General features: G+C 57.7%; 22 protein-coding genes. 17 read left to right on the forward strand and 5 right to left on the reverse strand.

The window, feature by feature from the left end:
* The first annotated feature begins 88 nt into the window (after positions 1-88).
* On the forward strand, positions 89-1,666 hold the full coding sequence (locus tag Q0746_RS13360) for a hypothetical protein (protein WP_298261057.1): 1,578 nt from the start codon (positions 89-91) through the stop codon (positions 1,664-1,666).
* Between the two features lie 14 nt (positions 1,667-1,680).
* Complete coding sequence (locus tag Q0746_RS13365; RefSeq protein WP_298261059.1) at positions 1,681-2,601, forward strand: site-specific tyrosine recombinase XerD; 921 nt, start codon at positions 1,681-1,683, stop codon at positions 2,599-2,601.
* A gap of 1 nt (position 2,602) precedes the next feature.
* Here Q0746_RS13365 and Q0746_RS13370 read toward each other — a convergent pair whose 3' ends face one another.
* Positions 2,603-3,406 carry a metallophosphoesterase family protein gene (locus Q0746_RS13370; protein ID WP_298261061.1) on the reverse strand — a complete coding sequence of 268 codons (804 nt, stop codon included), beginning with the start codon at positions 3,404-3,406 and terminating at the stop codon, positions 2,603-2,605.
* A 79-nt stretch (positions 3,407-3,485) separates the two neighbouring features.
* Here Q0746_RS13370 and Q0746_RS13375 point away from each other — a divergent pair, with 79 nt between their 5' ends.
* From Q0746_RS13375 to Q0746_RS13430, 12 genes are all read left to right on the forward strand, one after another.
* Entirely contained in the window at positions 3,486-4,793 is a 1,308-nt protein-coding gene (locus Q0746_RS13375) for an HlyC/CorC family transporter (RefSeq protein WP_298261063.1), read from the forward strand.
* Positions 4,790-5,734 (forward strand): nucleoside hydrolase, encoded by a 945-nt coding sequence (locus tag Q0746_RS13380; RefSeq protein WP_298261065.1) that lies wholly within the window; start codon positions 4,790-4,792, stop codon positions 5,732-5,734. Before Q0746_RS13375 ends, Q0746_RS13380 begins: the two co-directional genes overlap by 4 nt.
* The gene (locus Q0746_RS13385) at positions 5,731-7,146 is read left to right on the forward strand and encodes a protein adenylyltransferase SelO (RefSeq protein ID WP_298261067.1); all 1,416 of its coding nucleotides are present in this window, start codon (positions 5,731-5,733) and stop codon (positions 7,144-7,146) included. The genes Q0746_RS13380 and Q0746_RS13385 overlap by 4 nt, the downstream gene beginning before the upstream one ends.
* Before the next feature lie 111 nt (positions 7,147-7,257).
* Positions 7,258-8,520, forward strand: a complete 1,263-nt coding sequence (locus Q0746_RS13390; protein ID WP_298261069.1) for a sodium:proton antiporter — start codon at positions 7,258-7,260, stop codon at positions 8,518-8,520.
* Positions 8,521-8,611: 91 nt separating this feature from the next.
* Positions 8,612-9,292, forward strand: a complete 681-nt coding sequence (locus tag Q0746_RS13395) for a DUF533 domain-containing protein (protein ID WP_298261071.1) — start codon at positions 8,612-8,614, stop codon at positions 9,290-9,292.
* Between the two features lie 357 nt (positions 9,293-9,649).
* Positions 9,650-11,542, forward strand: coding sequence for a propionate-CoA ligase PrpE (prpE, locus tag Q0746_RS13400; protein WP_298261073.1), 1,893 nt, complete (start codon positions 9,650-9,652; stop codon positions 11,540-11,542).
* Positions 11,543-11,728: 186 nt separating this feature from the next.
* The gene (locus Q0746_RS13405) at positions 11,729-12,118 is read left to right on the forward strand and encodes a cytidine deaminase (protein ID WP_298261075.1); all 390 of its coding nucleotides are present in this window, start codon (positions 11,729-11,731) and stop codon (positions 12,116-12,118) included.
* 3 nt (positions 12,119-12,121) lie between these two features.
* Positions 12,122-13,435 (forward strand): thymidine phosphorylase, encoded by a 1,314-nt coding sequence (locus Q0746_RS13410; protein WP_298261077.1) that lies wholly within the window; start codon positions 12,122-12,124, stop codon positions 13,433-13,435.
* On the forward strand, positions 13,432-14,571 hold the full coding sequence (locus tag Q0746_RS13415; RefSeq protein WP_298261079.1) for a phosphopentomutase: 1,140 nt from the start codon (positions 13,432-13,434) through the stop codon (positions 14,569-14,571). Before Q0746_RS13410 ends, Q0746_RS13415 begins: the two co-directional genes overlap by 4 nt.
* Entirely contained in the window at positions 14,568-15,542 is a 975-nt protein-coding gene (locus Q0746_RS13420; protein WP_298261081.1) for an adenosine deaminase, read from the forward strand. Before Q0746_RS13415 ends, Q0746_RS13420 begins: the two co-directional genes overlap by 4 nt.
* Positions 15,539-16,177 (forward strand): uracil phosphoribosyltransferase, encoded by a 639-nt coding sequence (gene upp, locus Q0746_RS13425; RefSeq protein WP_298261084.1) that lies wholly within the window; start codon positions 15,539-15,541, stop codon positions 16,175-16,177. Before Q0746_RS13420 ends, upp begins: the two co-directional genes overlap by 4 nt.
* Before the next feature lie 92 nt (positions 16,178-16,269).
* Complete coding sequence (locus Q0746_RS13430; protein ID WP_298261086.1) at positions 16,270-17,208, forward strand: hypothetical protein; 939 nt, start codon at positions 16,270-16,272, stop codon at positions 17,206-17,208.
* 16 nt (positions 17,209-17,224) lie between these two features.
* Here Q0746_RS13430 and Q0746_RS13435 read toward each other — a convergent pair whose 3' ends face one another.
* Complete coding sequence (locus Q0746_RS13435) at positions 17,225-18,241, reverse strand: hypothetical protein (protein WP_298261088.1); 1,017 nt, start codon at positions 18,239-18,241, stop codon at positions 17,225-17,227.
* A 110-nt stretch (positions 18,242-18,351) separates the two neighbouring features.
* Positions 18,352-19,977 (reverse strand): AMP-binding protein, encoded by a 1,626-nt coding sequence (locus Q0746_RS13440; RefSeq protein WP_298261090.1) that lies wholly within the window; start codon positions 19,975-19,977, stop codon positions 18,352-18,354.
* Positions 19,978-20,072: 95 nt separating this feature from the next.
* Here Q0746_RS13440 and Q0746_RS13445 point away from each other — a divergent pair, with 95 nt between their 5' ends.
* The 3 genes from Q0746_RS13445 to Q0746_RS13455 all read left to right on the forward strand — a co-directional run bounded on the left by Q0746_RS13445 (position 20,073) and on the right by Q0746_RS13455 (position 22,367).
* A complete protein-coding gene (locus tag Q0746_RS13445; protein WP_298261092.1) occupies positions 20,073-20,999 on the forward strand; it encodes a DMT family transporter in 927 nt (308 codons plus the stop codon).
* Positions 20,996-21,640, forward strand: a complete 645-nt coding sequence (locus tag Q0746_RS13450; protein WP_298261094.1) for a sulfotransferase family 2 domain-containing protein — start codon at positions 20,996-20,998, stop codon at positions 21,638-21,640. The genes Q0746_RS13445 and Q0746_RS13450 overlap by 4 nt, the downstream gene beginning before the upstream one ends.
* Before the next feature lie 112 nt (positions 21,641-21,752).
* Positions 21,753-22,367, forward strand: coding sequence for a Hint domain-containing protein (locus Q0746_RS13455; protein WP_298261096.1), 615 nt, complete (start codon positions 21,753-21,755; stop codon positions 22,365-22,367).
* A 17-nt stretch (positions 22,368-22,384) separates the two neighbouring features.
* Here the strand turns inward: Q0746_RS13455 and Q0746_RS13460 are convergent, their stop codons facing one another.
* Positions 22,385-22,858 carry a tRNA (cytidine(34)-2'-O)-methyltransferase gene (locus Q0746_RS13460; protein ID WP_298261098.1) on the reverse strand — a complete coding sequence of 158 codons (474 nt, stop codon included), beginning with the start codon at positions 22,856-22,858 and terminating at the stop codon, positions 22,385-22,387.
* A 166-nt stretch (positions 22,859-23,024) separates the two neighbouring features.
* Entirely contained in the window at positions 23,025-23,381 is a 357-nt protein-coding gene (locus Q0746_RS13465; protein ID WP_298261099.1) for a hypothetical protein, read from the reverse strand.
* Positions 23,382-23,435: the final 54 nt, after the last annotated feature.

The raw sequence follows: 23,435 nt of genomic DNA on the forward strand, positions 1-23,435 counted from the left end.
GTGATAGGTGTTATCGGCATAATCGGCTATGCGTATCTGGGCGATCTTAGCCCAAGCCGAGTCGAAGTGAATCAACCGGTTACTTTGGATGCGAATTAGAAAGACGGCAGCATTCTTGGCCATTTTTGGCTGCATGGCGACCTCAGTTGGGGGGCTGCGCGCCGAAGAGCCATTGTCAGCCATCGATTGGTTGTCAAATGCCGTCGAAGCACCCAAGGTCGTAGTCCCGCCGGTCATTCCACAAGCAAAACCCGTGGACGATGTGTCGCGCAACGCCACCCCAGAGGCCGTTGTCACCACCAAGCTGGGCGCGCCAAGCCGCGATGCGGTCGGCCTTGTTCCCAGTTCGGTCACGGGCTTGCCAACCCGCTTTTGGGGGACGAGCAGCTCGCAGTCTCTTGCGGCGGAGCTGAACAATTTACGTCCCGACCTGCCTCCGCCGCTTGCCGAACTTATACGGCGGGTGCTGTTGGCGGAATTGGCCCCGCCCATCGACAGCGGATCAGCCGAGGTGTTGTTCCTTGCGCGGGTCGATGCGTTGCTTGCTTTGGGCGCGTTGGATCAGGCGAAAGCGCTGCTGGACCGCGCGGACCCCGGAACGGTTTCGCTGTTCCAGCGCTGGTTTGATGCAAGCTTGCTGATTGGCGATGAAGATGCCGCCTGCGCACGCATGTTGCGTCAGCCCGATTTGTCGCCCACCTATCCGGCCCGCATATTTTGTATGGCGCGTGCCGGTGACTGGACGGCTGCAAATTTGACCCTGAGTACCGCTAAGGCTCTAGACGCCATTCCCCTAGCAGAGGACGCGCTACTCGCGCGGTTTCTAGACACTGAGCTGTTTGAGGGGGAAGCGCCCTTGCCGGTACCCACCCGCGTCACGCCTTTGGCCTTCCGCATGCATGAAGCGATCGGGGAGCCCTTGTCGCTGTCCACATTGCCCAACGCTTTCGCCTTTGCAGCCCTTTCGGAGAATGGCGGCTGGAAGCCACGGATCACGGCCGCCGAACGTCTGGCCCGTACGGGGGCCATTCCCCCTTCAAGGCTTTTGGCCAGCTATAGCGAGCGCCAGCCCGCCGCCTCTGGTGGGGTTTGGGACCGTGCCGAAGCCGTGCAAGCCTTTGAAGTGGCGCTGATCGCGCGTGACCCAAATGCTGTCGCGACACAATTGCCCAAGGCCGTTCGCACGATGCGCCGCGCAGGTTTGGAGCCTGCATTGGCGGCGATGTTTGGCGAAGCATTACTGGGGCTGCCTTTGCCCGAAGCGACGCGGAAGGCTGCGACCCGATTGATGATGTTGTCCCCCGCATATGAAGCGGCGGCGCAGGCTGACGTTCTGGCCACCGACACGGCCGAAATTTGGACAGCGGTTGCAACAGGCGACACGGCGGCGCTGTCGCGTTTGCAACAAACCGGACATCTGGACGCGGTGGAAACAGCTGTCGCGGCAGCCTTTACCACGGATGAGATATCAACACCGATGGGGGCGTTGATAGAGGGCGGCAATCTGGGATTGGCAACCCTCAGATCGGTCAAGATGATGGAAGACGGCACCAGCGCTGACCCCAAGGCCTTGGAAGACGGCCTGCGCAGCCTGCGCCGTTTGGGGCTGATTGACATAGCGCGACGCATGGCATTGTTCGTCTTGATCACGCGGCCTGGCGAGTGATCCTTTCGGCGGATATGTCGCGTTGGATCCAGACCTTTCTGGATGCCCAAGCCGCTGAATTGGATGCCTCCGAGAACACTTTGCTGGCCTACGGGCGTGATTTGATCAGTTTTGCCGAATGGCTGACCGACCGTGGGCCTACCTTCGAAACCGCTTCTCGGGCGGATGTGGAGGACTATTTGATCCATTGCGACGATCAGGGGCTTGCACAATCCACGCGGGCGCGAAGACTGTCGGCCATCAAGCAAATTTACCGGTTCGCCTATGAGGAAAACTGGCGAGAAGACAATCCGTCGATCCAGATTAAGGGGCCAGGGCGCAAGAAGTCCCTCCCCAAGACGCTAAGCGTGGAGGAAGTCGACAACTTGCTTGGTGCGGCGCAAACCTCTGCGCGCAGGCAGGAAGACCGGTTGCGCAACACCTGCTTGATGGAGCTTCTCTACGCCACAGGCATGCGGGTTACGGAGCTGGTGACCTTGCCCGTCTCCGCCGCGCGCGGCGATCCGCGCATGTTGTTGGTCAAAGGGAAGGGCGGCAAGGAACGTATGGTGCCATTGGCGGCCTCCGCCCGTGATGCGCTGGCAGTCTGGATCGAGGTGCGCGACGAGTTGGATGCGGCCGCACAAGCCAAAGGCAAGCCTGCGTCCCAATTTCTCTTCGCGTCTCGCAGCAAGGCCGGTCACCTGACGCGCCACCGCTTTTACTTGTTGATCAAGGAATTGGCTGTGGCAGGCGGGGTGGACCCCGCAAAAGTGACACCGCACACCTTACGCCACGCCTTTGCGACGCATCTCTTGGCCAATGGGGCCGACTTGCGCGCCATTCAAACGTTGCTCGGACATGCGGATATTTCAACGACCGAAATCTACACACATGTTTTGGATGAACGCTTGAAAGAGCTGGTGTTGGATCACCACCCCATGGCAAACGGTTAGCTTACTGCCTAAGTGATTGCGGAAGAACATCCTCGCTGGGCCAAATGCCAGTGCTGAGCGCAGTATCATAGCCCAAAGTTAGCCCCGCACGCGCCATGGATGCCGCCGCTTGCTCAAAATCATATTCCAACGGGTGAAAGCGAGGGCCGTCGGCGGATAGGACCGCGTAGCGGGTCTGGGGGCGCCCATCATGGGGGGGCATTCCGATAACACCCGCATTGATCCACGCCTTACCGTGGATAGAGCGTTCAAAGGGAATACCGCAATGTCCCGCGATCACCGCATCGACCGATCCGGTTTGCGCTTCGATCAGCGCGATCTGCTCAGCAAAGACCTGCGTCCTGTCATCGGGCCAAAGGAACTGGGCGACATCACGCGCGCCGCCGTGGATCACCGCATAGCGCTTGCCCAAATGGGTGAATACCAACCAATCGGGGGTGGTGCTCCAAAATTCGCGCGCGCGTGTTCCGATCTGCTGCGCGGCAAATGTATACCATGACTTCGAAGCTAGATCGCAGGCGCTGCCATCTTCAAATCCGCAGCCACAATCGGATGCACCGTCCAACAATTGCTGTTCGCAATTGCCAAGGATCGCAGGGCACCCCCAAGCGGCCAAGCGTTCGGCACAAATCAACGGATCGCCGCCATAGGCCACTACATCGCCGGTAAAGATGCAATTTGACGCCGGAATGCCTTGTTGCTGTGCGACGTCCAAGAGCCGCTCCAAAGCCTGAGCATTGGAATAGATGCCGCCAAACAACACGACATCGCCGTGCAATTCCCCTAAGCTCTGGATGGTGGTCATATGGCGGTTTCCCTTGAAGCAGCGGGCATGTCGCCGCATAACTCTCATTTAGCTTTCTTTTACAGGACCGAAAACCCGAATGGACGACGCATCAACAATCTTTGATACCGCCTTTTGGCTCACCTCTGCTGGCATCGTGGTGTTGCTTTTGTTGTCGGCGTTTTTCTCCGGCTCCGAGACGGCGCTGACCGCCGCCTCGCGAGGCAAGCTGCGTAGCAAGGCGGACAAAGGGTCGCCCGGCGCGGAGCGCGCGTTGCAAATCACCGAAGACAACGAGCGTTTGATCGGCTCGGTTCTACTGGGCAACAACCTTGTGAACATTCTTGCGGCCTCGTTGGCGACGGCGCTATTCACCAAAGCTTTTGGTGAAAGTGGGGTGGCTTGGGCCACTTTGGTGATGACTTTGCTGGTGCTTGTGTTCGCCGAGGTGCTGCCAAAAACTTATGCGATCACCAATTCGGAAACCGCCGCTGCGCGCGTGTCCGGCCCCATTTCAGTGGTCGTGCTGATCTTCGCCCCGATGGTGACAGCGGTGCGGGCGCTGGTGCGCGGTATGTTGAAGCTGTTCGGCGTCGAGATTGACCCAGATAGCCATATCTTGTCGGTGAATGAGGAAATCGCCGGTGCATTGGCCTTGGGCCATGAAGAAGGCGTGGTCCACAAAGAACAACGCGACCGCCTGTTAGGCGCGTTGGATTTAAATGAGCGCGACGTCGAAGAGATCATGCTTCACCGCTCCGAAATCGAGATGATTAACGCCGAAGACAAGCCTGACAAGATCATAAGCCAATGTCTGCAAAGCAACTTTACCCGCATCCCCGTCTACCAAGGGGAGCAGGAAAACATCGTGGGCGTCATACATGCGAAAGACCTGTTGCGCGCCGTGGACAAAACCTTGCGCGGGCCGGAAGGCATAACGCGCGATCTGAGTGACTTTGATGTGATGAAGGTCATGCGCGAGCCGTATTTCGTGCCAGAAACCACCGCTTTGGATGACCAGATGCGCCAGTTTTTGAAGCTACACACGCATTTTGCGCTGGTGGTGGATGAGTATGGCGCCTTGCAGGGGCTGATTACCCTTGAGGATATTCTCGAAGAGATCGTCGGCGAGATCACCGATGAGTTCGACGATGCCGAAGTGGAGGCTTTGAAGCCGGAAACTGACGGGAATTACATTGTCGAAGGTGCCATGACCATTCGTGACTTGAACCGAATGGCCGATTGGTCTTTGCCCGATGAAGAGGCGAACACCGTCGCAGGGCTCGTGATCCACGAGGCGCAATCGATCCCGACGGTGGGGCAGGTCTTCTCGTTCCACGGTTTTCGCTTCGAAGTGATCGAACGTCTGCAAAACCGCCTGACAAAACTGAAAGTAAGACCCCTATGAGCACGCCTCGCAAAATTATTATCGATACGGATCCAGGGCAGGATGATGCCGTGGCAATCTTGTTGGCGCTTGGCTCTCCAAAGGAGTTGGACGTTTTGGGCGTGACCGCCGTCGCAGGAAACGTGCCTTTGGCGCTGACGCAAAAGAACGCCCGTATCGTGTGTGAACTTGCAGGCCGGCCGGACATGAAGGTCTTTGCAGGATGTGGCGCCCCGATGGGCCGCAAACTGGTGACCGCGGAACATGTCCACGGCAAGACAGGGCTCGACGGCCCCGTCATGCCCGACCCGACCATGCCGCTTCAAGACATGCATGCGGTGGAATTCATCATTGAAACCCTGCGTGCGGAGCCCGCGGGGACTGTCACATTGTGCGTTCTAGGGCCGCTGACCAACATTGGCACTGCCTTTGAGCGTGCACCGGACATCATTGATCGAGTGCAAGAGATCGTGTTGATGGGCGGGGCATATTTTCAGGTTGGAAACATCACACCTGCGGCCGAGTTCAACATCTATGTCGACCCTGATGCGGCCAAAATCATCTTTGGCGCTGGTGTGGATATCGTGGTGATGCCTTTGGATGTCACCCATAAAGCCCTTACCACGCGCCCGCGTGTAGAGGCGTTTCGGGCGTTGGGAAATGAAGCCGGCCGCATGGTTGCGGAATGGACCGACTTCTTTGAACGGTTCGACAAAGACAAATACGGCTCCAAGGGCGCGCCGCTGCATGATCCCTGCGTGATCGCATATTTACTGAAGCCAGAATTGTTTTCCGGCCGCCATGTAAACGTGGAAATCGAAGTCACCTCGGACCTGACTTTGGGGATGACTGTGGCCGATTGGTGGGGGGTGACACATCGCCCTGCCAACGCCTTGTTCATGGGGGATTTGAATGCCGAGGGCTTCTTTGAACTCTTGAACGAGCGGATTGCACGTTTGTGAACCCGCCCCGTTTCGACAATTCTTATGCGCGTTTGCCGCAGCGGTTTTACACCAAGTTGCAGCCAAAACCTGTGGCGTCGCCGTCGGTGATCGCGGTGAATGATGCGCTGGCCGCGCAGATGGGGCTAGACGCGGATTGGTTGCGCTCGGATGACGGCGTGGCGATGCTTGCGGGCAACGCAATGCCTCACGGTGCCGATCCCTTGGCGCAGGTCTATGCAGGACACCAGTTCGGCGGTTGGTCGCCACAACTGGGGGATGGGCGCGCAAATGTTATAGGCGAAGTTCTGGGGGCTGATGGCGGGCGTTGGGATATCCAGCTCAAAGGCTCTGGCCCGACCCCTTACTCACGGCGTGGAGACGGGCGGGCCGGATTGGGGCCGGTGTTGCGCGAGTATATCGTCAGCGAGGCGATGCACGCGCTGGGTGTGCCGACCACTCGGGCCTTGGCTGCGGTCCAGACGGGTGAACGGGTGCAACGTGAAACCGGTGTCCCTGGCGCAATACTAACCCGCGCAGCGCGGTCACATATTCGGGTCGGGACGTTCCAGTTCTTTGCCTCTCGTGATGATCAAGAGGCGGTGTCCCTGTTGCTTGACCACGCGATTGAGCGCCACTATCCGGAGGTCGCTTTGGGCGACGCCTTGGGGTTTTTAACTGCGGTTATCGCGGCTCAGGCCAAGCTTGTGGCCAAATGGATGGGGTTGGGATTTATCCACGGCGTCATGAACACGGACAACACGCATGTGGGCGGGTTGACCATCGATTATGGCCCTTGCGCCTTCATGGATGCCTATCATCCGGCCAAGGTGTTTTCGTCCATCGACCAACAGGGGCGATACGCCTACCAAGGTCAGCCCGAAGTTTTGGTGTGGAACCTTGCGCAACTGGCGACCAGTTTGTTGCCCCTCATTGATCCCGATCGCGACAAGGCTGTGACGGCGGCGCGCACCGCGCTGGAAAGCTTCGGGGATTATTACACCGCGGCATGGAAGCAGGTGTTCTTCGCCAAAATCGGTTTTGCCACAGGCGGCGACGCTCAGGTTGTGCTGATACAGGATCTATTGACCCGCATGTCAGACAATGGCGCAGACTTTACACGGGTGTTTCGAGCCATGGCCCGAGGGCAGGGCGCCCGAGACGAATTTGTAGACCCGACCAGCTTCGATCACTGGGAAACCCGATGGGGTGGCGGAGACACGGAGCTTATGATGGCGTCCAATCCGGCAATCATCCCGCGCAACCACCGTGTCGAAGAGGCCATACAAGCAGGGCTGCAAGGGGATTTTGCGCCCTTCAACCGGCTCAACGCGGCCCTGGCCCTCCCGTTCAAAGACGTGGCAGAGCACGCTGATTTGGAAGCCGCCCCAAGCAACCAACAACTGATACATCAAACCTTCTGTGGGACGTAAAGCTGATTTGGGTCAGTTTGCGACTGGCCTGTTGGCCGGAATGGGGTAGGTTGGCGGAAACATCGCCCACACGGGCAGATTAATCGAACGGTAACACGGAGCCCTCGACGAATGGATCTATTGCAAATCGCATCACTTTTGTTGGTGCTTGCCGCTGCTTTCGGCACAATTAACTACTTGTTTCTCAAACTGCCGTCCTCGATCGGGATTTTGATTGTCGCCTTGCTGGCCTCTATGGGGGTGCTGGCTGTTGATGGATTTGCGCCTCACCTTGGGGTGGCAGATCAGGTGCGGGCTTTGGTGAAATCAATCGATTTCTCCGAGGCGCTGTTGGAAGGCATGTTGGGTTTGCTGCTGTTTGCGGGGGCCTTGCATGTCAAACTGGCCGACCTGCGCGGCGAATGGCGTGTGGTTGCGCTCATGGCGACTTTGGGCGTTGGGCTGTCCACAGTGATTGCCGGTTTCGGGTTCTCATGGATCACCGGCATGCCGATCATGATCGCGCTGGTGTTTGGGGCATTGATTTCACCCACAGATCCGGTGGCCGTGCTGGGTGTGTTGCGTCAGGCGAATTTAAAGAAAAGCATGGAGACCAAAATCGCAGGCGAAAGCCTGTTCAACGACGGCGTCGGTTATGTGGTGTTCTTGGTGCTGGTCGGTTTGGCCTTTCCAGCGATTGATGCGCATGGCGAAAGCCACGGTGGTGGCGGATTGGCTGATGCGGCGATGTTGTTCTTGCAAGAAGCCGTAGGCGGAGCGCTGTTGGGGGTCGTCCTTGGCTGGCTGACATTCCGAGTGATGCGCCGCATCGACGACTACTCGCTTGAGGTGCTGATCACCCTAGCGCTGGCCTTCGGTGGATACTCTTTGGCGGTATATCTGCATATTTCGGGGCCGGTCATGGCGGTTTGCGCGGGCTTGTTCATTGGGGATGTCGGGGCAAAATACGGCATGTCAGAGGTCACCCGCGAGTATGTGGACAGCTTTTGGAAGCTGATCGACGAAATCTTAAATGCAGTGTTGTTCTTGCTGATTGGCTTTGAGGTCTTCGCGGTGGCCTTCACCATGGATGGCGTTATGGCTGGTTTTCTTGCTATTGCTCTGGCCTTGGTGGCACGACTTTGCGCCGTTGCGGTGCCGATTTTACTGCTACGCCCGTTCCGAGAGTTTTCGCGCGGGGTGATTCCGATCATGACGTGGGGCGGCCTGAAGGGCGGCATCTCGGTCGCACTTGCGTTGTCCTTACCCGATAACGAGTGGAAGCCGCTGATCCTGACTGCCACCTATGTGGTCGTGATATTCTCGATCATCGTGCAAGGACTTACCGTGGCCCCATTGGCCACCCGACTTGGGCGGGAGCCGGAACTCGTTTGACTTTCCCCCTAGACGGTTTGCCGCTGGGCCCCCATCTTCATACCGAAGAGCCCCACTGCGGTGGCTTGCTGCGTTGTTGGGAGAATAAACAATGTCATTGATGAATATGATCACCAAAGTCGCGATTGGTTTTGCCGTTGCGAAGGGGATGCAAAAGGTCCAGCAATCCGGCGGGATTGGGAAGGTAATGGAAAGCCTCAAAGGGGCAGCTGGTGCCGCGACAGCGGGAACCGGCGGTCTGGGCGGTATGCTTGGCGGATTGACCGGCGGTGCCGCGAGCGGCAATGCGGGTGGTCTTTCCGGCGGATTGGGCGGTATCGGCGGCCTGTTGGGCGGATTGGCGACCGCACGCGGTGGCCAAGGCAGCTCGCTGGAAAGCCTGCTCAGCCAAGACAACCCCTCACAAGAGCCGTCCGAAGAAGACACCGCCGGTTTGATGATCCGCGCCATGGTTATGGCCGCACGGTGCGACGGCGAAATCGACGCGACCGAAAAAGAGACGCTGATGGCCACCATCGGTGAGGACGCCACCGAAGCCGATATGGCATTCGTGCGCGACGCAATGTCAGAGCCGGTCGATGCCGCGGCGCTGGCACGGGACACCCCGCAAGGGTTGGAGACACAGGTGTACTCGATGTCGGTGATGTCGATTGAGCCGGACAATAACGCCGAGGCCAAGTATCTGCACGAATTGGCCACCGCATTGGGCGTCAGCCAAGCGACGGCAAACGAAATCCATGACAGCTTCGGGGTGCAACGGCTTTACAGCTAAATCGCCCGCGCAGTCGTGATGAAAAGGGCGGCGATCTAAAAGCGCACGCCACTGGTGTCACCTTTGATAAGGCCCGCGCAACATTGCAGCGGGCCTTTTCTTTTATACCGGTCGCGGTCTTTGCCTCCGATCGGTCATGTTGCATCGGCACAGACCAGTGTCATGATGCCATGGCCTTTTGTTCTGCGCCGCGCGTGAAAAATGTGTCACGGTGCTCAAAAGGCGATGCAGAAAATGGCGACCAATGGATGCGGTCGCAGTTTTTGGGGCCAGAGATTGCGCAAACTGCGGCATCCTGCGCCTTGCGCCCTTTTGGTTCAGCGGCTTTAGTTATGCGTGGGAAGAGGAGGGACCACCATGACATATGCCGATATCTACAAGCGCTCGATTGACGACCCGAACGGGTTCTGGATGGAACAGGCCGAGGCGATTGACTGGGTTACTCCGCCGACCAAAGCGCTCTTCTCTGACAAGGCACCGCTGTACGAATGGTTCAAGGATGCTGAAGTTAACACTTGCTACAACGCCCTAGACCGCCATGTCGAAGCCGGAATTGGCGACCGTGTGGCTGTCATTTATGACAGCCCCGTCACCCAAACCAAACAAAAAATCACCTACTCCGAATTGCTGACGCGCGTCTCGTCCCTTGCGGGGGCCTTGCGCGCCAAAGGGGTGGAGAAAGGCGACCGCGTCATCATCTATATGCCCATGGTGCCCGAAGCCTTGGAGGCCATGTTGGCCTGCACGCGGATCGGGGCCGTACACTCGGTGGTTTTCGGCGGGTTCGCGGCAAATGAACTGGCTGTGCGTATCGATGATGCGACCCCCAAAGCCATCATTGCCAGTTCTTGCGGGATAGAGCCGGGGCGGGTGGTGCATTACAAACCTTTGCTGGATGGCGCGATTGACCTTGCAACGCATAAGCCCGATTTTTGTGTGATCCTTCAGCGCGAGCAAGAACGGGCGCAGCTCATTGAGGGGCGCGACTTCGACTGGCACAGCTTTCAAGACGGGGTCGCGCCTGCCGAATGCGTGCCTGTGTCCGGCGATCACCCTGCTTATGTCTTGTATACCTCCGGCACAACCGGCCAACCCAAGGGCGTTCTGCGCCCGACGGCGGGGCATTTGGTAGCGCTGAACTGGACCATGAAGAACCTCTATGACGTTGACAGTGGCGACGTGTTTTGGGCCGCGTCAGACGTGGGGTGGGTCGTGGGCCACAGCTATATTTGCTACGGCCCGCTGATCCATGGCAACACCACGGTGGTGTTCGAGGGCAAACCCATCGGCACCCCCGACGCAGGCACATTCTGGCGTGTGGTAGAGGAACATAATGTCAAAAGCTTCTTCTCCGCCCCCACGGCCTTTCGCGCGGTCAAGCGCGAGGACCCGCAAGGCGAATTGATTAAAAACTACGATCTGTCGTGTTTGAAGAATGTCTATTTGGCAGGGGAGCGCGCAGACCCTGACACGATAGAATGGATGCAAACCCATCTGGGCAAGCCGATCATTGATCACTGGTGGCAAACCGAAACAGGCTACGCCATTGCGGCCAATCCCATGGGGATCGAGGCGCTGCCGGTCAAGGTCGGCTCCCCGACGGTGGCGATGCCTGGGTATGATGTGCAAGTGCTGGATGAAGGCGGTCACCAAATGAAGGCGGGCGAATTGGGCGCAATCGCGATCAAGCTGCCGCTTCCTCCGGGCACATTGCCGAACTTGTGGAACGCCGAAGCACGTTTTGTGAAAAGCTACCTCACCACATTTCCCGGCTACTATGAGACCGGTGACGCGGGCATGATCGACGAAGATGGCTACCTCTACATCATGGCGCGTACCGATGATGTGATCAATGTGGCCGGTCACCGGCTGTCTACCGGCGCGATGGAGGAGGTTTTGGCCGGCCATCCGGATGTGGCCGAATGTGCGGTTATCGGAGTGTCCGACGCGCTGAAGGGGCAAATGCCTATGGGCTTTGTCTGCCTGAACGCGGGCGTGGATCGTGCGCATGAAGATGTGGTTCAGGAAATAGTCAAACGGGTGCGCGACCAGATTGGCCCCGTGGCTGCGTTTAAACTGGCCTGCGTGGTGGACCGTCTGCCGAAAACCCGCTCGGGCAAAATTTTGCGCGGCACGATGGTCTCGATTGCGGATGGCAAAGACTACAAAATGCCAGCCACGATTGATGACCCGGCGATCCTCGACGAGATCACCGAGGCGTTGAAAGAACTTGGCTATCCGCAAGGGTAGCCAAGAGGCCAAAATCTGATTTTTGCGTCAAGTTCAGCGCGCATTTTTGCATTTCGCAACGGGCGGGTCAGAAAACTTCTATAAGCCTTCGTTTTTCCCCGTTTTTCCCCGTGTTTCCCAGCGGGGAGGCATTGAATATCTTGTCCGCTCACTTCAATATCGCATGAAACGTCTTGGGGGACATTCATGTCTGATTTGCTGCCATCTGCGCTGGCTGTTCGCGAGAACGCCCATGCGCCATATTCCAAGTTTCAGGTGGGGGCTGCCCTGCGCGCGTCATCTGGCGCGATCTATGTGGGCTGCAATGTGGAAAACGTAGCTTATCCCGAAGGGACATGCGCGGAGGCTGGTGCGATTGCGGCTATGGTTGCAGCGGGCGAGCGCGAGATCGCGGAAATTTGCGTCGTGGCCGGTTCTCCGACCCCTATTCCCCCTTGTGGCGGGTGCCGTCAGAAGATCGCGGAATTTGCTGCGGGCGGTGTTCCAGTGATCCTTGCCACCACATCCGGCGCGCAAGAGAAAACAACCGTAGCCGCATTGTTGCCTGGCGCGTTTGATGCGGGGCATATGGCTTAACCGATGGATGCAGCACAGATCATAGGTAAAATTCGCACTCGCCAACCGGTGAGCACTGCCGAATGCCGCTGGTTCGGCAAGGCTCTGGCTGAGCAAAGCGGCGTAAGCGATGCGCAGGCCGGTGCGTTTGCGATGGCTGTGGCGATGGAAGGCCTCGGCGCGGACGGCCGCGTCGGCTTGACCGAAGGTATGCGCGATAGCGGAGAGATGCTGCGGTGGAAATTGCCGGGGCCGGTTCTTGATAAGCATTCCACCGGCGGGGTCGGAGATCCGGTATCGATGGTTTTGGCCCCTGCTTTGGCAGCCTGCGGGGCCTATGTTCCGATGGTGTCAGGTCGTGGGCTTGGGCACACAGGCGGCACATTGGACAAGCTGGAGGCGATCCCCGGGTTTGTCAGCACAGTAAGCACGTCCAAGTTTCAACATGTGGTGCGCGAAGTAGGATGTGCCATTGTCGGCGCATCGGGGCAGGTGGCCCCAGCAGACCGCCGCCTTTACGCCATTCGGGATGTGACGGCGACAGTGGACAGCATCGATCTGATCACGGCCTCCATTTTGGCCAAAAAGCTGGCGGCGGGCATCCAAGGGCTGGTGTTGGACGTGAAGGCTGGCAATGGCGCGATCATGCAAGATTCTGCGCAGGCCAAGCGGCTGGCCTTTTCGCTGGTGGAGGTCGCCGCAGGCGCTGGCTGCCCGACAACCGCATTGATAACAGATATGTCGCAGCCCTTGGCAACGGCCGCAGGTAACGCAGTTGAGATGCGCGCCGTCATGGAAGCACTCAGTGGAACGGGCCAAAAGCGTCTGCGCGAGGTCGCCCTTGCCCTAGGTGCCGAAGTTCTGGCCAGCAACAAACATATGAAGATCGACGCGGAGGCCGCGTGGGTAATGCTGAACGACACGATCAACAGCGGCGCCGCGATGGAGCGGTTTTGTCGGATGGTTGCCTATCTTGGCGGCCCTACGGACTTTGACCAAAGCTGGCGCTTTTGCCTTCCCGAAGCCAATATCGTGCGCGAGGTGCTGCCGCTTGCGACGGGCTACATTCGCGCAATTGACACCCGCTCCTTAGGGGTGGCCGTGGTGGAGCTGGGCGGCGGGCGCCGTCGCGAGTCCGACAAAATCGACCCCTCCGTCGGCCTGTCTGGCTTCAAGCGTATCGGCGAGGCCGTTGATAAATCCACCCCGCTTGCAATGGTCCACGCCGCCACCGAGGAGGCGGCCGCCAAAGCCGAACGGGCGGTGCGCAAAGCCTTCCAGATCGGGGCCGCCAAAGTCACCACGCCAGACTTGTTCATTGATCGGGTATCCGTTTGAGCCGTGCCTTCCTGATCGTGCTGGACTCTGTGGGCTGCGGCAACGCACCCGACGCCGCCAAGTTCGGGGATGAAGGGGCCAACACGCTGCTGCACATTCACCAGAACGTCGGCCTGAAGATGCCCAATCTGACCCGCCTTGGGTTGGGGTTGGCCGCGGGGCTGTCTGACAAGCCGGCACAAGGAATGTACGGGGTCGCGACCGAAGTCTCTCAGGGCAAGGATACCCCCTCAGGCCATTGGGAATTGAGCGGTGTGCCGGTGCCGTGGGATTGGCGCTATTTTCCGGATCGCACCCCAAGTTTCCCGCCCGAAGTCGTGGCAGAGGTGGCAAAGTTCTGCGAAACCGACGGGATATTGGGGAATTGCCACGCTTCGGGCACCGTCATCATCGAGCAGCTCGGCGAAGAACATATGCGCAGCGGCAAGCCGATTTGCTACACTTCTGCCGATAGCGTCTTCCAGATCGCGGCTCATGAAGACAGTTTCGGTCTCGAACGTTTGCAGCAACTTTGCGCGCATATGGCACCGATGTTGCATGGAATGAATGTTGGTCGGGTCATTTCGCGCCCCTTCATCGGCACAGATGCCGCCAGTTTCAAACGCACCAAAAACCGTCACGACTATGCTATGGAAGTGCCGTCTCCTGCCTTGCTGGATTGGGCAAAGGCGGATGGCCGCGCGACCTATGGCATTGGCAAGATTAGTGACATTTTTTCGGGGCGCGGCGTGGATGACAGCCGTAAGGGGTTCGATAATGTCTTGATGGCGCATTTATCGGACGTGATGGATGAAGCCCCAGAAGGCGCGCTGGTTTTCGCCAATTTCGTGGAATTCGACAGCCTTTATGGGCATACGCGCAACCCAAAAGGTTATGCCGCGCATCTGGAATGGTTCGACACGCAGGTCGCATCTCTTTTGGGAAAAATGCAGGACGGCGACATAATGATTTTTACGGCCGATCACGGCAACGACCCCACATGGACAGGAACCGATCACACGCGCGAACAGGTGCCTGTTGTGGTCGCGGGGGCCGGTGTGAAGGATTTGGGCAACGTCATGTTCGTTGATGTGGCGGCGTCTATAGCAGATCACTTGGGGCTGTCACAACGCGGCCCCGGAAGGAGCTTTTTGTGACCGTCATCCCCAAGATCGAACTTCATCTTCACATCGAAGGCGCTGCCCCTCCGGCGTTCATTCGCGGCTTGGCGCAGGAAAAGGGTCTGAACCTTGAAGGCGTGTTCAACGATGACGGCTCTTATCGTTTCGAGAATTTCAACCAATTCCTAAGCGTCTACGAAGCGGCCTGCACGGTGCTCACAGGACCAGAGGAATTTGGCCGCCTGACCACCGCGGTTCTAGAGCAATCGATAGAGCAAGGGGTGATCTACACAGAGGCCTTTCTATCCCCTGACTTTTGCGGCGGAGGGGATGTGGGAGCATGGCGCGAATATATGATCGCCATGCAGGAAGCTGCGGCCAAGCTGCCAGAGATCGACATGCGCGGGATTGTCACCTGTATTCGCCACTTCGGACCGGAGCAGGCTAAGACTGCAGCACTTTGCGCTGCGGAAACCGCGGGTGACTTCATCACCGGTTTCGGGATGGGGGGCGACGAGATGGTCGGCGCTCAGGGGGATTATGCCTATAGTTACGACATGGCCCGCGAGGCTGGCCTGCGTTTGACTACTCACGCCGGTGAGTGGGGCGGGGCGGCATCCGTATGGCAAGCCCTGCGGGACCTAAAAGTAGAACGCATAGGCCATGGGGTGAACTCCATAGAAGATCCCGCATTGGTTGATCATCTGGCCGAGCATCAGATTGTTTTGGAGGTCTGCCCGGGTTCTAATGTGGCCCTTGGGGTGTATCCCGACTGGCAATCCCATCCGATAGAGAAACTGCGAGAGCGCGGGGTGCCTGTAACGGTCTCGACGGATGATCCGCCCTTTTTTCACACGACCCTCAGCCGTGAATATGACTTGCTGGCCGACACATTCGGCTGGGATGATGAGGTCGTGCGTGACGTCAATGTAGCAGCTGCGAAGGCCGCATTTTGCGATGCGGCCACCCGTGAAAAATTACTCAAACAACTGGAGCCTACCTCATGAGTGCGTCCCCTCATTTGACAGTCGTTAATCACCCTCTGGTTCAGCACAAGTTGACCTTGATGCGGGAAAAGGGAACCTCCACTGCAGTGTTTCGGCAATTGCTGCGCGAGATAAGCCAGTTTTTGGCCTATGAGGTCACACGCGATTTGCCGCTGGAAACCAAGCACATTGAAACTCCGGTTCAAGCGATGGATGCCCCGACGCTGGCGGGGCGTAAGCTGGCGCTGATCTCAATTCTGAGGGCTGGAAATGGTCTGTTGGACGGGATGTTGGAGCTGATCCCATCGGCGCGCGTGGGCTTTGTGGGCCTGTACCGCGATGAAGAAACGCTGCAACCTGTGCAGTATTACTTCAAGGTGCCAGAGCACATGGATGACCGCATGGTGATTGCTGTGGACCCAATGTTGGCGACGGGTAATTCATCGGTGGCGGCGATTGATTTGTTGAAGAAATCGGGCGCAAAAAACATCTGTTTCTTGTGTTTGCTGGCTGCTCCGGAAGGCGTTGCGCGGATGAAGGAAGCCCACCCAGACGTGCCGATTGTAACGGCTTCAGTAGATAGTCACTTGAATGACAATGGATATATTGTTCCTGGGCTAGGGGATGCGGGCGACCGTATGTTCGGTACAAAATAAGGTAGTTTCTGACTTTACTTGATAGTGTCTCTGTTGCATTGTGACCACTATATTTAGTGGGGACTAATATGCGACTTTTGCGGTTACTGTCAGTGTCAATTCTAGCTTTAAGCATGGGCCTTATCGGCGCAGATGCGCAAAATTTGCGCAGCAACAGTGGCCCTGCGGAGAACCCTCCTGCATCCTTTAAAGGCAAGCAATATGTGGACAGCCGCGGCTGTGTTTATATTCGCGCGGGCTTTAGCGGGAATGTGACTTGGGTGCCTCGGGTAACGCGGTCGCGCAAGCTGGTATGCGGGCAAACGCCAAGTTTGAAGTCCGCGTCACGCACAGCCAAAGCGGCGCCACGTGCAGCGAAAGCCCCTGCCCAAAACGTGGTGCGCAAATCCGTTGCACCAAAGATACCCAAAGGTGCGAAGGTCGTCCGCCAAACGACCACAGTCATCCCCGCCGCGCCAAAACCAACAACGCGTGTCGTTCGCAAATCTGTCGCGGCCCCCAAGCCGCAAACCCGCGTAGTGCGCAAACAGGTAGCCGCACCAGCGGCGCAACCGCGCGTCGTCCGCAAATCTGTAGCAGCCCCGCAGCCACAAGCCCCTGTCGTGCGTAGGCAGGTGAAGAAAGGGCGGGCAACCGCGCAGCCTAAGGTGATCTACCGCTGTGGCGACGCCAGCGATTTCAGCTCTCAGTTCATCAATGACGGAGCGCGCTGCGGCCCGCAAAATGCGCGAACCCGCAGCGTGATCCGCGAAGAGGTTTCACCCCAAAGCCACAACCAAGCCCCACAAGGTCAACGGGTTGGACCAAAAGGGGCCAATCGCAAGATTGCGGAAGCCAGCCTTCCTATTCCGAAAGGTCACAAGGCCGCTTGGAAGGATGATCGCTTGAACCCGCTGCGCGGCGTTGGCACCACGTCTGGCAAGGCGCAAATGAATTTGGTGTGGTCCAACACCGTACCGCGCTACCTTATCGATCCGGCGACGGGAAAGAGGGCGACAGCCAAGCAAATGCGGGTCCTAGGGATTTTCTAAGCCCCCGCTTGATAAGCTATTCTGCGCAAATTTCCTGCAAGCTGATCCAATCCCCATCCGAGATAAGCCGTGGGGCTTCTGTGTCACGGTAGGGATCGGCCTCGATCAGGTTCAGGGTGGTTTCCCCTGTGACATCAACAGCGTAGGCATAGGGGCTAGCGGCCACCTTTGCAGTCGCAAAACGATCAAGAAGCAGATCGGAATTGGGCGCAGGCAAAGGTTTGGCCAGCAGTGTTTCGGCATAGTCGCGCAACACTTCATCCTTGATCTGCCCCGTGGTGAGAAGGTGCAGCATTGCCGCCCCTCCGGCCTCTTCGAGCAGCAATTCCATCGGGTCTATGTGGCTCGCTTGCTCTGTTGCGGCCAGCATATACCCTGCGACAACATCCGCTGCGTCATGGTCCTCGACCAACGTGCGGTTCAGCAAAAGCAACCCACCAGGAAGATAGAGCGCCCCATCAGGTCCTGACGGCACCACATAGGCTTTGCGCAGGCCATCCCCTAGCACGCGCGCCTTCAGTCGCGCTAAGGCCGCAGCCCCGAGGTTGGACCGGCAGGTATCACCTGTAAGACGTGTCATATGCCCCAGCAGTGCGGTGCCCACCGCGAGGCGTTTGCTGTCGGGAACTACAGAAACCGTATGGCGAACCAATGCGCCCGGAAGCCAAAAGTAGCCCAAAGCACCAATCGCGGCGATAAGGCCGGTGAACACGTAAAGCCGCAGACGCCCACGGTGGGGGCGGCGTCGCTCCACGGTTTTGCGGATTTTCTCAAGCGCGTTGATAAGCGTGTCATCGTCGAGTTCCAGCTCTTCGCCGGCATCAGGGCCAGGGCGAAACAAGGCGGGGCGCGCACCTGGGTTCAGACGCTCGATAGCTGGCAGCGACCAATGCGCCAGCGCGGTGTCAGTTTTATCTTGAATGACTAAAGTGGCGTCCCCAAAGGAGACCAGAACGTCACGACGTTGGGCATCTGGGCTTTCGCGCCAAATGCCTGTTGTTTCCAGACGATCATATTCTTTCAACGCCGTCATTCGCCGCGGCTGCCTGTTTTATTATGCTATCCCGATAGAATAGCTTGAAATCCGTGCTGGCTCAACGGGTTTACAAGCAACGATGTGCGAATTCACGCAGGCGACCTATCTCACAGCGCCTTGGCGACGTCCCGCAATTCAAACTTCTGGATCTTTCCGGTCGAGGTTTTGGGAAGCTCTTGAAACACGATGGCCTTGGGTGTTTTGAACCCCGCCAGATGGGCGCGGGCATGGGCGATCATTTCTTCCTGAGTAGCCTTGGCGCCTGCTTTCAGCTCGATAAACGCGCAAGGCACTTCGCCCCATTTGTCGTCCGGTTTGGCAACAACCGCACAAAGAGAAACGGCAGGATGGGACATTAACACACCCTCGACCTCGACAGAGGAGACATTTTCCCCGCCAGATATGATGATATCCTTGGCGCGATCAGCAATCTGAATATGCCCGTCAGGGTGCTGAACAGCAATATCGCCGGAGTGGAAGTGGCCGCCTTCAAAGGCTTCCTGCGTGGCGGCGGGGTTTTTGTAGTACCCTTTCATCACCGCGTTCCCTCGCATGACGATCTCGCCTTGGGCCGAGGCATCCATCGGCACTTGGGTGTTTTGCGCATCCACGACGGTGACATATTCCATCATTGGCATGGCCACCCCTTGGCGGGCCTTCAAGGCCGGTTTTGCGTCGTCGGGCTGCGCATCCCAATCAGGGTTCCACAAAGATTCCGTCACATGCCCATAGGTCTCCGTAAGCCCGTATACCTGCGTGACATTGAAGCCCAAGGTTTCAATCTTTTGCAGCGTTGCGGGAGCAGGGGGCGCGCCTGCGGTGAAGACTTCTACCTGCTGATCGAAGGGCTTGCGGGCCGTATCAGAGGCGTTGACCAACATGTTCAAAACAATAGGAGCCCCGCCGAAATGCGTGACGCCTTCCTCCGCGACGGCTGTATATATCGCGTCGGCGGTGACATCGCGGCAGCAATGCACAGTGCCCCCCAAAACCGGCATCATCCACGTGTGGTTCCAGCCGTTGCAGTGAAACAGCGGCACGATGGCCAAAAACTTGGGGAACAACTGCATGCGCCAAGACACAACGGTGCCCATGGTCATCAAATAGGCGCCGCGGTGGTGATAGACGACGCCCTTTGGTCGCCCCGTTGTCCCAGAGGTGTAGTTAAGCGCGAGGCTTTCCCATTCGTCTTGTGGCATCTGCCAAGGGGCATCTGGATCCCCGTCTTCTAGTAGTTGTTCATAGGTTGGATGGCGGCCAGTGGCAGGATAGCCCGCTTGCGCGTCTGGCACTTCGATGATTTCGGGGCCGCCGCCCGCGCAGGCAGCTTTGGAGGCCTCGACCATGGGCAAGAACTGCGTGTCACATAGAATGACCTTCGCGCCTCCGTGCTCAAAAATATAGGTGACTGTGCTGCTATCAAGGCGGGTGTTGATGGTGTTGAGCACCGCACCGCAAGCAGGCACGCCGAAATGCGCTTCGGCTTGCGCGGGCAAATTGGGCAGGGCAGTTGCAACGACGTCCCCAGACGCCACCCCGCGTTTGGACAGCGCAGAAGCCAGCCGCGTCACGCGTGCATGATACTCAGCGTAGGTCTGGCGGATATTGCCGTAGACGATGGCCTCGCGGTCCGCAAAGACCTCGCGCGCACGGTTGAGATGTGAAAGTGGGGTGAGCGGGACATAGTTTGCCTCGCGCTTTTCCAAACCTGTCTCGTCAGTCATCCAGCCCATTGTCTTTCCCCCCTTAGTAGGCAACTCTGGAGGGGGAGATTGCCCAAGTCACAGCCGCTTGGGAAGAGGGTTTTTGCAACATAAGGGGTAAATGTATGACAATTGACACGATCCCCGAGCGCGCATCGCGTTATGACCCGCGTCAAGCGGCGATTCTGGCAGTGTTTGGCATGGTCAGCCTCTCATTCATTGATAATTTCGTTCCGGTGATCGCGCAGGACATTGGGCTTTGGCAGTTCCACGCCAGTCGCTCTGCAATGGTTTTGACGGGGGTGCTGCCGGTGGCGTTGATCATGGGGTGGCGTCTGAAAGCTCTAAGCTGGCGCGCCGTTGCTTGGCGGTCCTTTTGTATTTCCTTGGCGATGATCTTGTACTTCGGAGCGGTGGCATCCCTGTCTGTGGCGCAAGTTGCGGCGGGGCTTTTGACGTCACCAATTTTTGTGTTGCTGATTTCTTGGGGGTTTTACGGCGCAAGCATCGGGCGGTGGCGGGCAATGGCCGCGATCCTTGGCTTTGTTGGAGTGATGCTGGTGTTACGCCCGTTCGGGCAGGATGTGTCTTTGATGAATTGTGTCCCCGTCGCAGCGGGGATTCTATACGCCTTGGGGGCCATCGCGACCCGTCAATACTGCGCAGATGAAAGCGAAACCGTGCTGGTGCTATCCTTCTTCGGCGCGTCTGCAATCTGGGGTGTGCTCGGTCTTGTGATCCTGAGCGCAAAGGTCACGACCCCTGAAATCGACGGATTTTTTGGAACCGGATGGCAAGATTGGACCGCGCAGGCCCTCTTTTGGACAGCCGCGCAAGGGGTGGTTTCAGTCATAGGCATTGCTGCCCTGTTTCGGGCCTATCTGCTGGCAGAGGCCAGTCATGTGGCGGTTTTCGAATATTCCTTTCTTATTGCCGCGGGGCTTTGGGGATATGTGCTTTGGGGGACAGTGCCAGATGTGTTGGGAGTGCTGGGGATGGTCTGCATTATCGGGGCAGGGGTGGTCATCCTTCGGCGCAGTGAGGCGGTATGATCATCTCGCAGGGACGCAATTATATCTTCGTGCATATTCCCAAGACCGGCGGGACGTCTATGGCGCTTGCGCTGGAGGCAAAGGCGCGCGCGGATGATATCATGTTGGGGGATACGCCCAAGGCGGTGAAACGACGACGCAGAGTGAAGGATGTGCAAGCCGCGGGGCGGCTTTGGAAGCATTCTACGCTGCGCGATATTGTGGGGTTGGTGTCACAAGAGCAGATAGACGCTGCCAATGTCTTTACCATGGTGCGCAACCCATGGGACCGCGCGGTGAGCTACTATCACTGGTTGCGAATGCAGTCCTTTGACCACCGCGCGGTGCATTTGGCGCAAGAGTTGGACTTCAGCGGTTTCCTGAACCACCCGCATACAGTCGCGTCGCTTCAAGCCTCGACCTACGGCAGTTATGTGACAACGGCTTCAGGCCGAGAACACTGCGCGCATTTTGTGAGGCTGGAGCATCTGGCCGAAGACTTGCCCCATGTCGAAAGGCTTATTGGTTGCAAGCTAGGGACATTCCCTCATGATAATAAGTCGACACGTGGCAACTACCGCGAGGCCTATTGTCCGCTTGATCGCGATTTGATCGCGCAGGTCGCCGCGGCGGATATCGCGCGATTTGGCTACAAATTTTGATTGTTACCATTTTGGACACAATTTGCCCCAAAATGACCTTTTTGCCGCCGAATCCCTGACTCTTGCAAAAGCTATCCCTACCAAATCAACAGTAAGCAGACAGGTGTGGGACATGTTTTTTAAATCAAATCGCAAAGCTTCCAAAGTCGAACCATTGGTGCTGACGACTGCTCCAAGTGCTGGCATATTCGCTGGGACCAAAATTGCAACGCGTCACAGCTGGACTGCTATCGAAGACCTGAGCGTCGGCGACAAGGTTCTGACAGCCGAGCGGGGCGAACAGGAAATCACCCATATCGAAACCCGCGATCTTAGTCTCGCGTCCGCCAAAGCCGCCGCAGGTCAATGGCCGCTGTTGGTTCCGGAAGGTGCAATTGGCAATGATCACGCGATGCTGGTGTCCCCTGATACGCGCTTGGTCATCGAAGACGAGGCCGCAGGCGTATTGTTTGGCGAGGCATGTGTGACGGTACGCGCAGAGAATCTGATTGGGTACCGCGGCATTTCGCGGGCACGGGTCAACGGCGATCTGACACATGTCACCCTTCGCTTTGAAGATGCGCAAACATTGGTTGCTGAGGGGGGCGTGTTCTTGGACATTCCTGCGCCAAATGGGCTGTACCGCTTTACGCCACTCAATGACCGGCAGTCCCGCCTGCTGGTTCGCAATATGGGCGAAGTCGACCGCAAAGAGCGCGCGCGCCCTGTGGCCGTGGGCTGGATCTAACCAGAGCTCCGGCCGATTTACCCGCCGAGTTGCGGGCGCATCGCCTGATAGATTACGGCGGTTGCTACATTTGCCAAATTGAGCGAGCGCACAATCGGATTGCGCATGGGGAGGCTGATAATGCGGTCCTTCACGCCATCTAGGATTTCATCCGGCAAGCCTTTGGATTCGCACCCAAACACCAAATATGCATCTTCTTGATAGTCGGGTTCATAGACGTTTCGGGCACCGTGTTCCTCAAAGAAGTAGAGGGCGTCGCGCGGTGGCTTGCGCTCCTCCAGAAAGGTCTCCCAAGTTTCATATTCGCTCAGATGAACATGCTTCCAATAGTCCTGTCCCGCACGCCGCACCGCTTTTTCATCCAAAGAAAACCCATAAGGCTTGATGAGGATAAGTTCCAACCCAAGCGCCACGCATGTGCGCCCAATTGCACCGGTGTTATAGGGAATTTCAGGGGTGACCAGAACGATTTTCAAACGCGGATCAGACATTGGGTGCGGTGACCTTCTAGCTCGCGAGCGTAGGATCAGCCCGTCTTGCAGGTGGTGTTATCTTGCTTGCGCGTGTTTTGCTACTCCCAAGGCATCGAAGTGCAAGATACGAAAAATCCGGCCAAAAGGCCGGATTTAGATACTGTGTTTCAAAGATTCGTCTGGTTTACTTGGTTACGTAAACGACGGATTTACCCTTGCCTTGATCGCGCGTTACACGAATTTGCTTGCCGTTTGTTTCGACGATCTGGCAATCGCTGCCGAGATCCTTTTTGCCCAAGGAGGCGGACCGGCATGCGAAGCCCTTGGACCACTTCCATTTTCCCTTGAGCTTGGCCTCGCCGAATTTCCCACTCATCTTGCCGTTCTTACGAACCTTCCAGCAACCGGTTTCGTTGCAGTAGTTTTTCCCTGCGACCTGCTCAATGTAGTCCTCTTTGGATGTGATCCGCTTGAATCCATCTGCCTGAGCAACACTGGTCAAGAGGGCAAAAGAGGCTAGGGTCGTAATAATCGCACGCATGAGTTTTTCCTGTTTCAAAATACAATGCGCGTAGAATACTCATGCATGCGATGG

Origin of the sequence: uncultured Litoreibacter sp. (assembly GCF_947487515.1) — a bacterium.
GTDB lineage: Bacteria > Pseudomonadota > Alphaproteobacteria > Rhodobacterales > Rhodobacteraceae > Litoreibacter.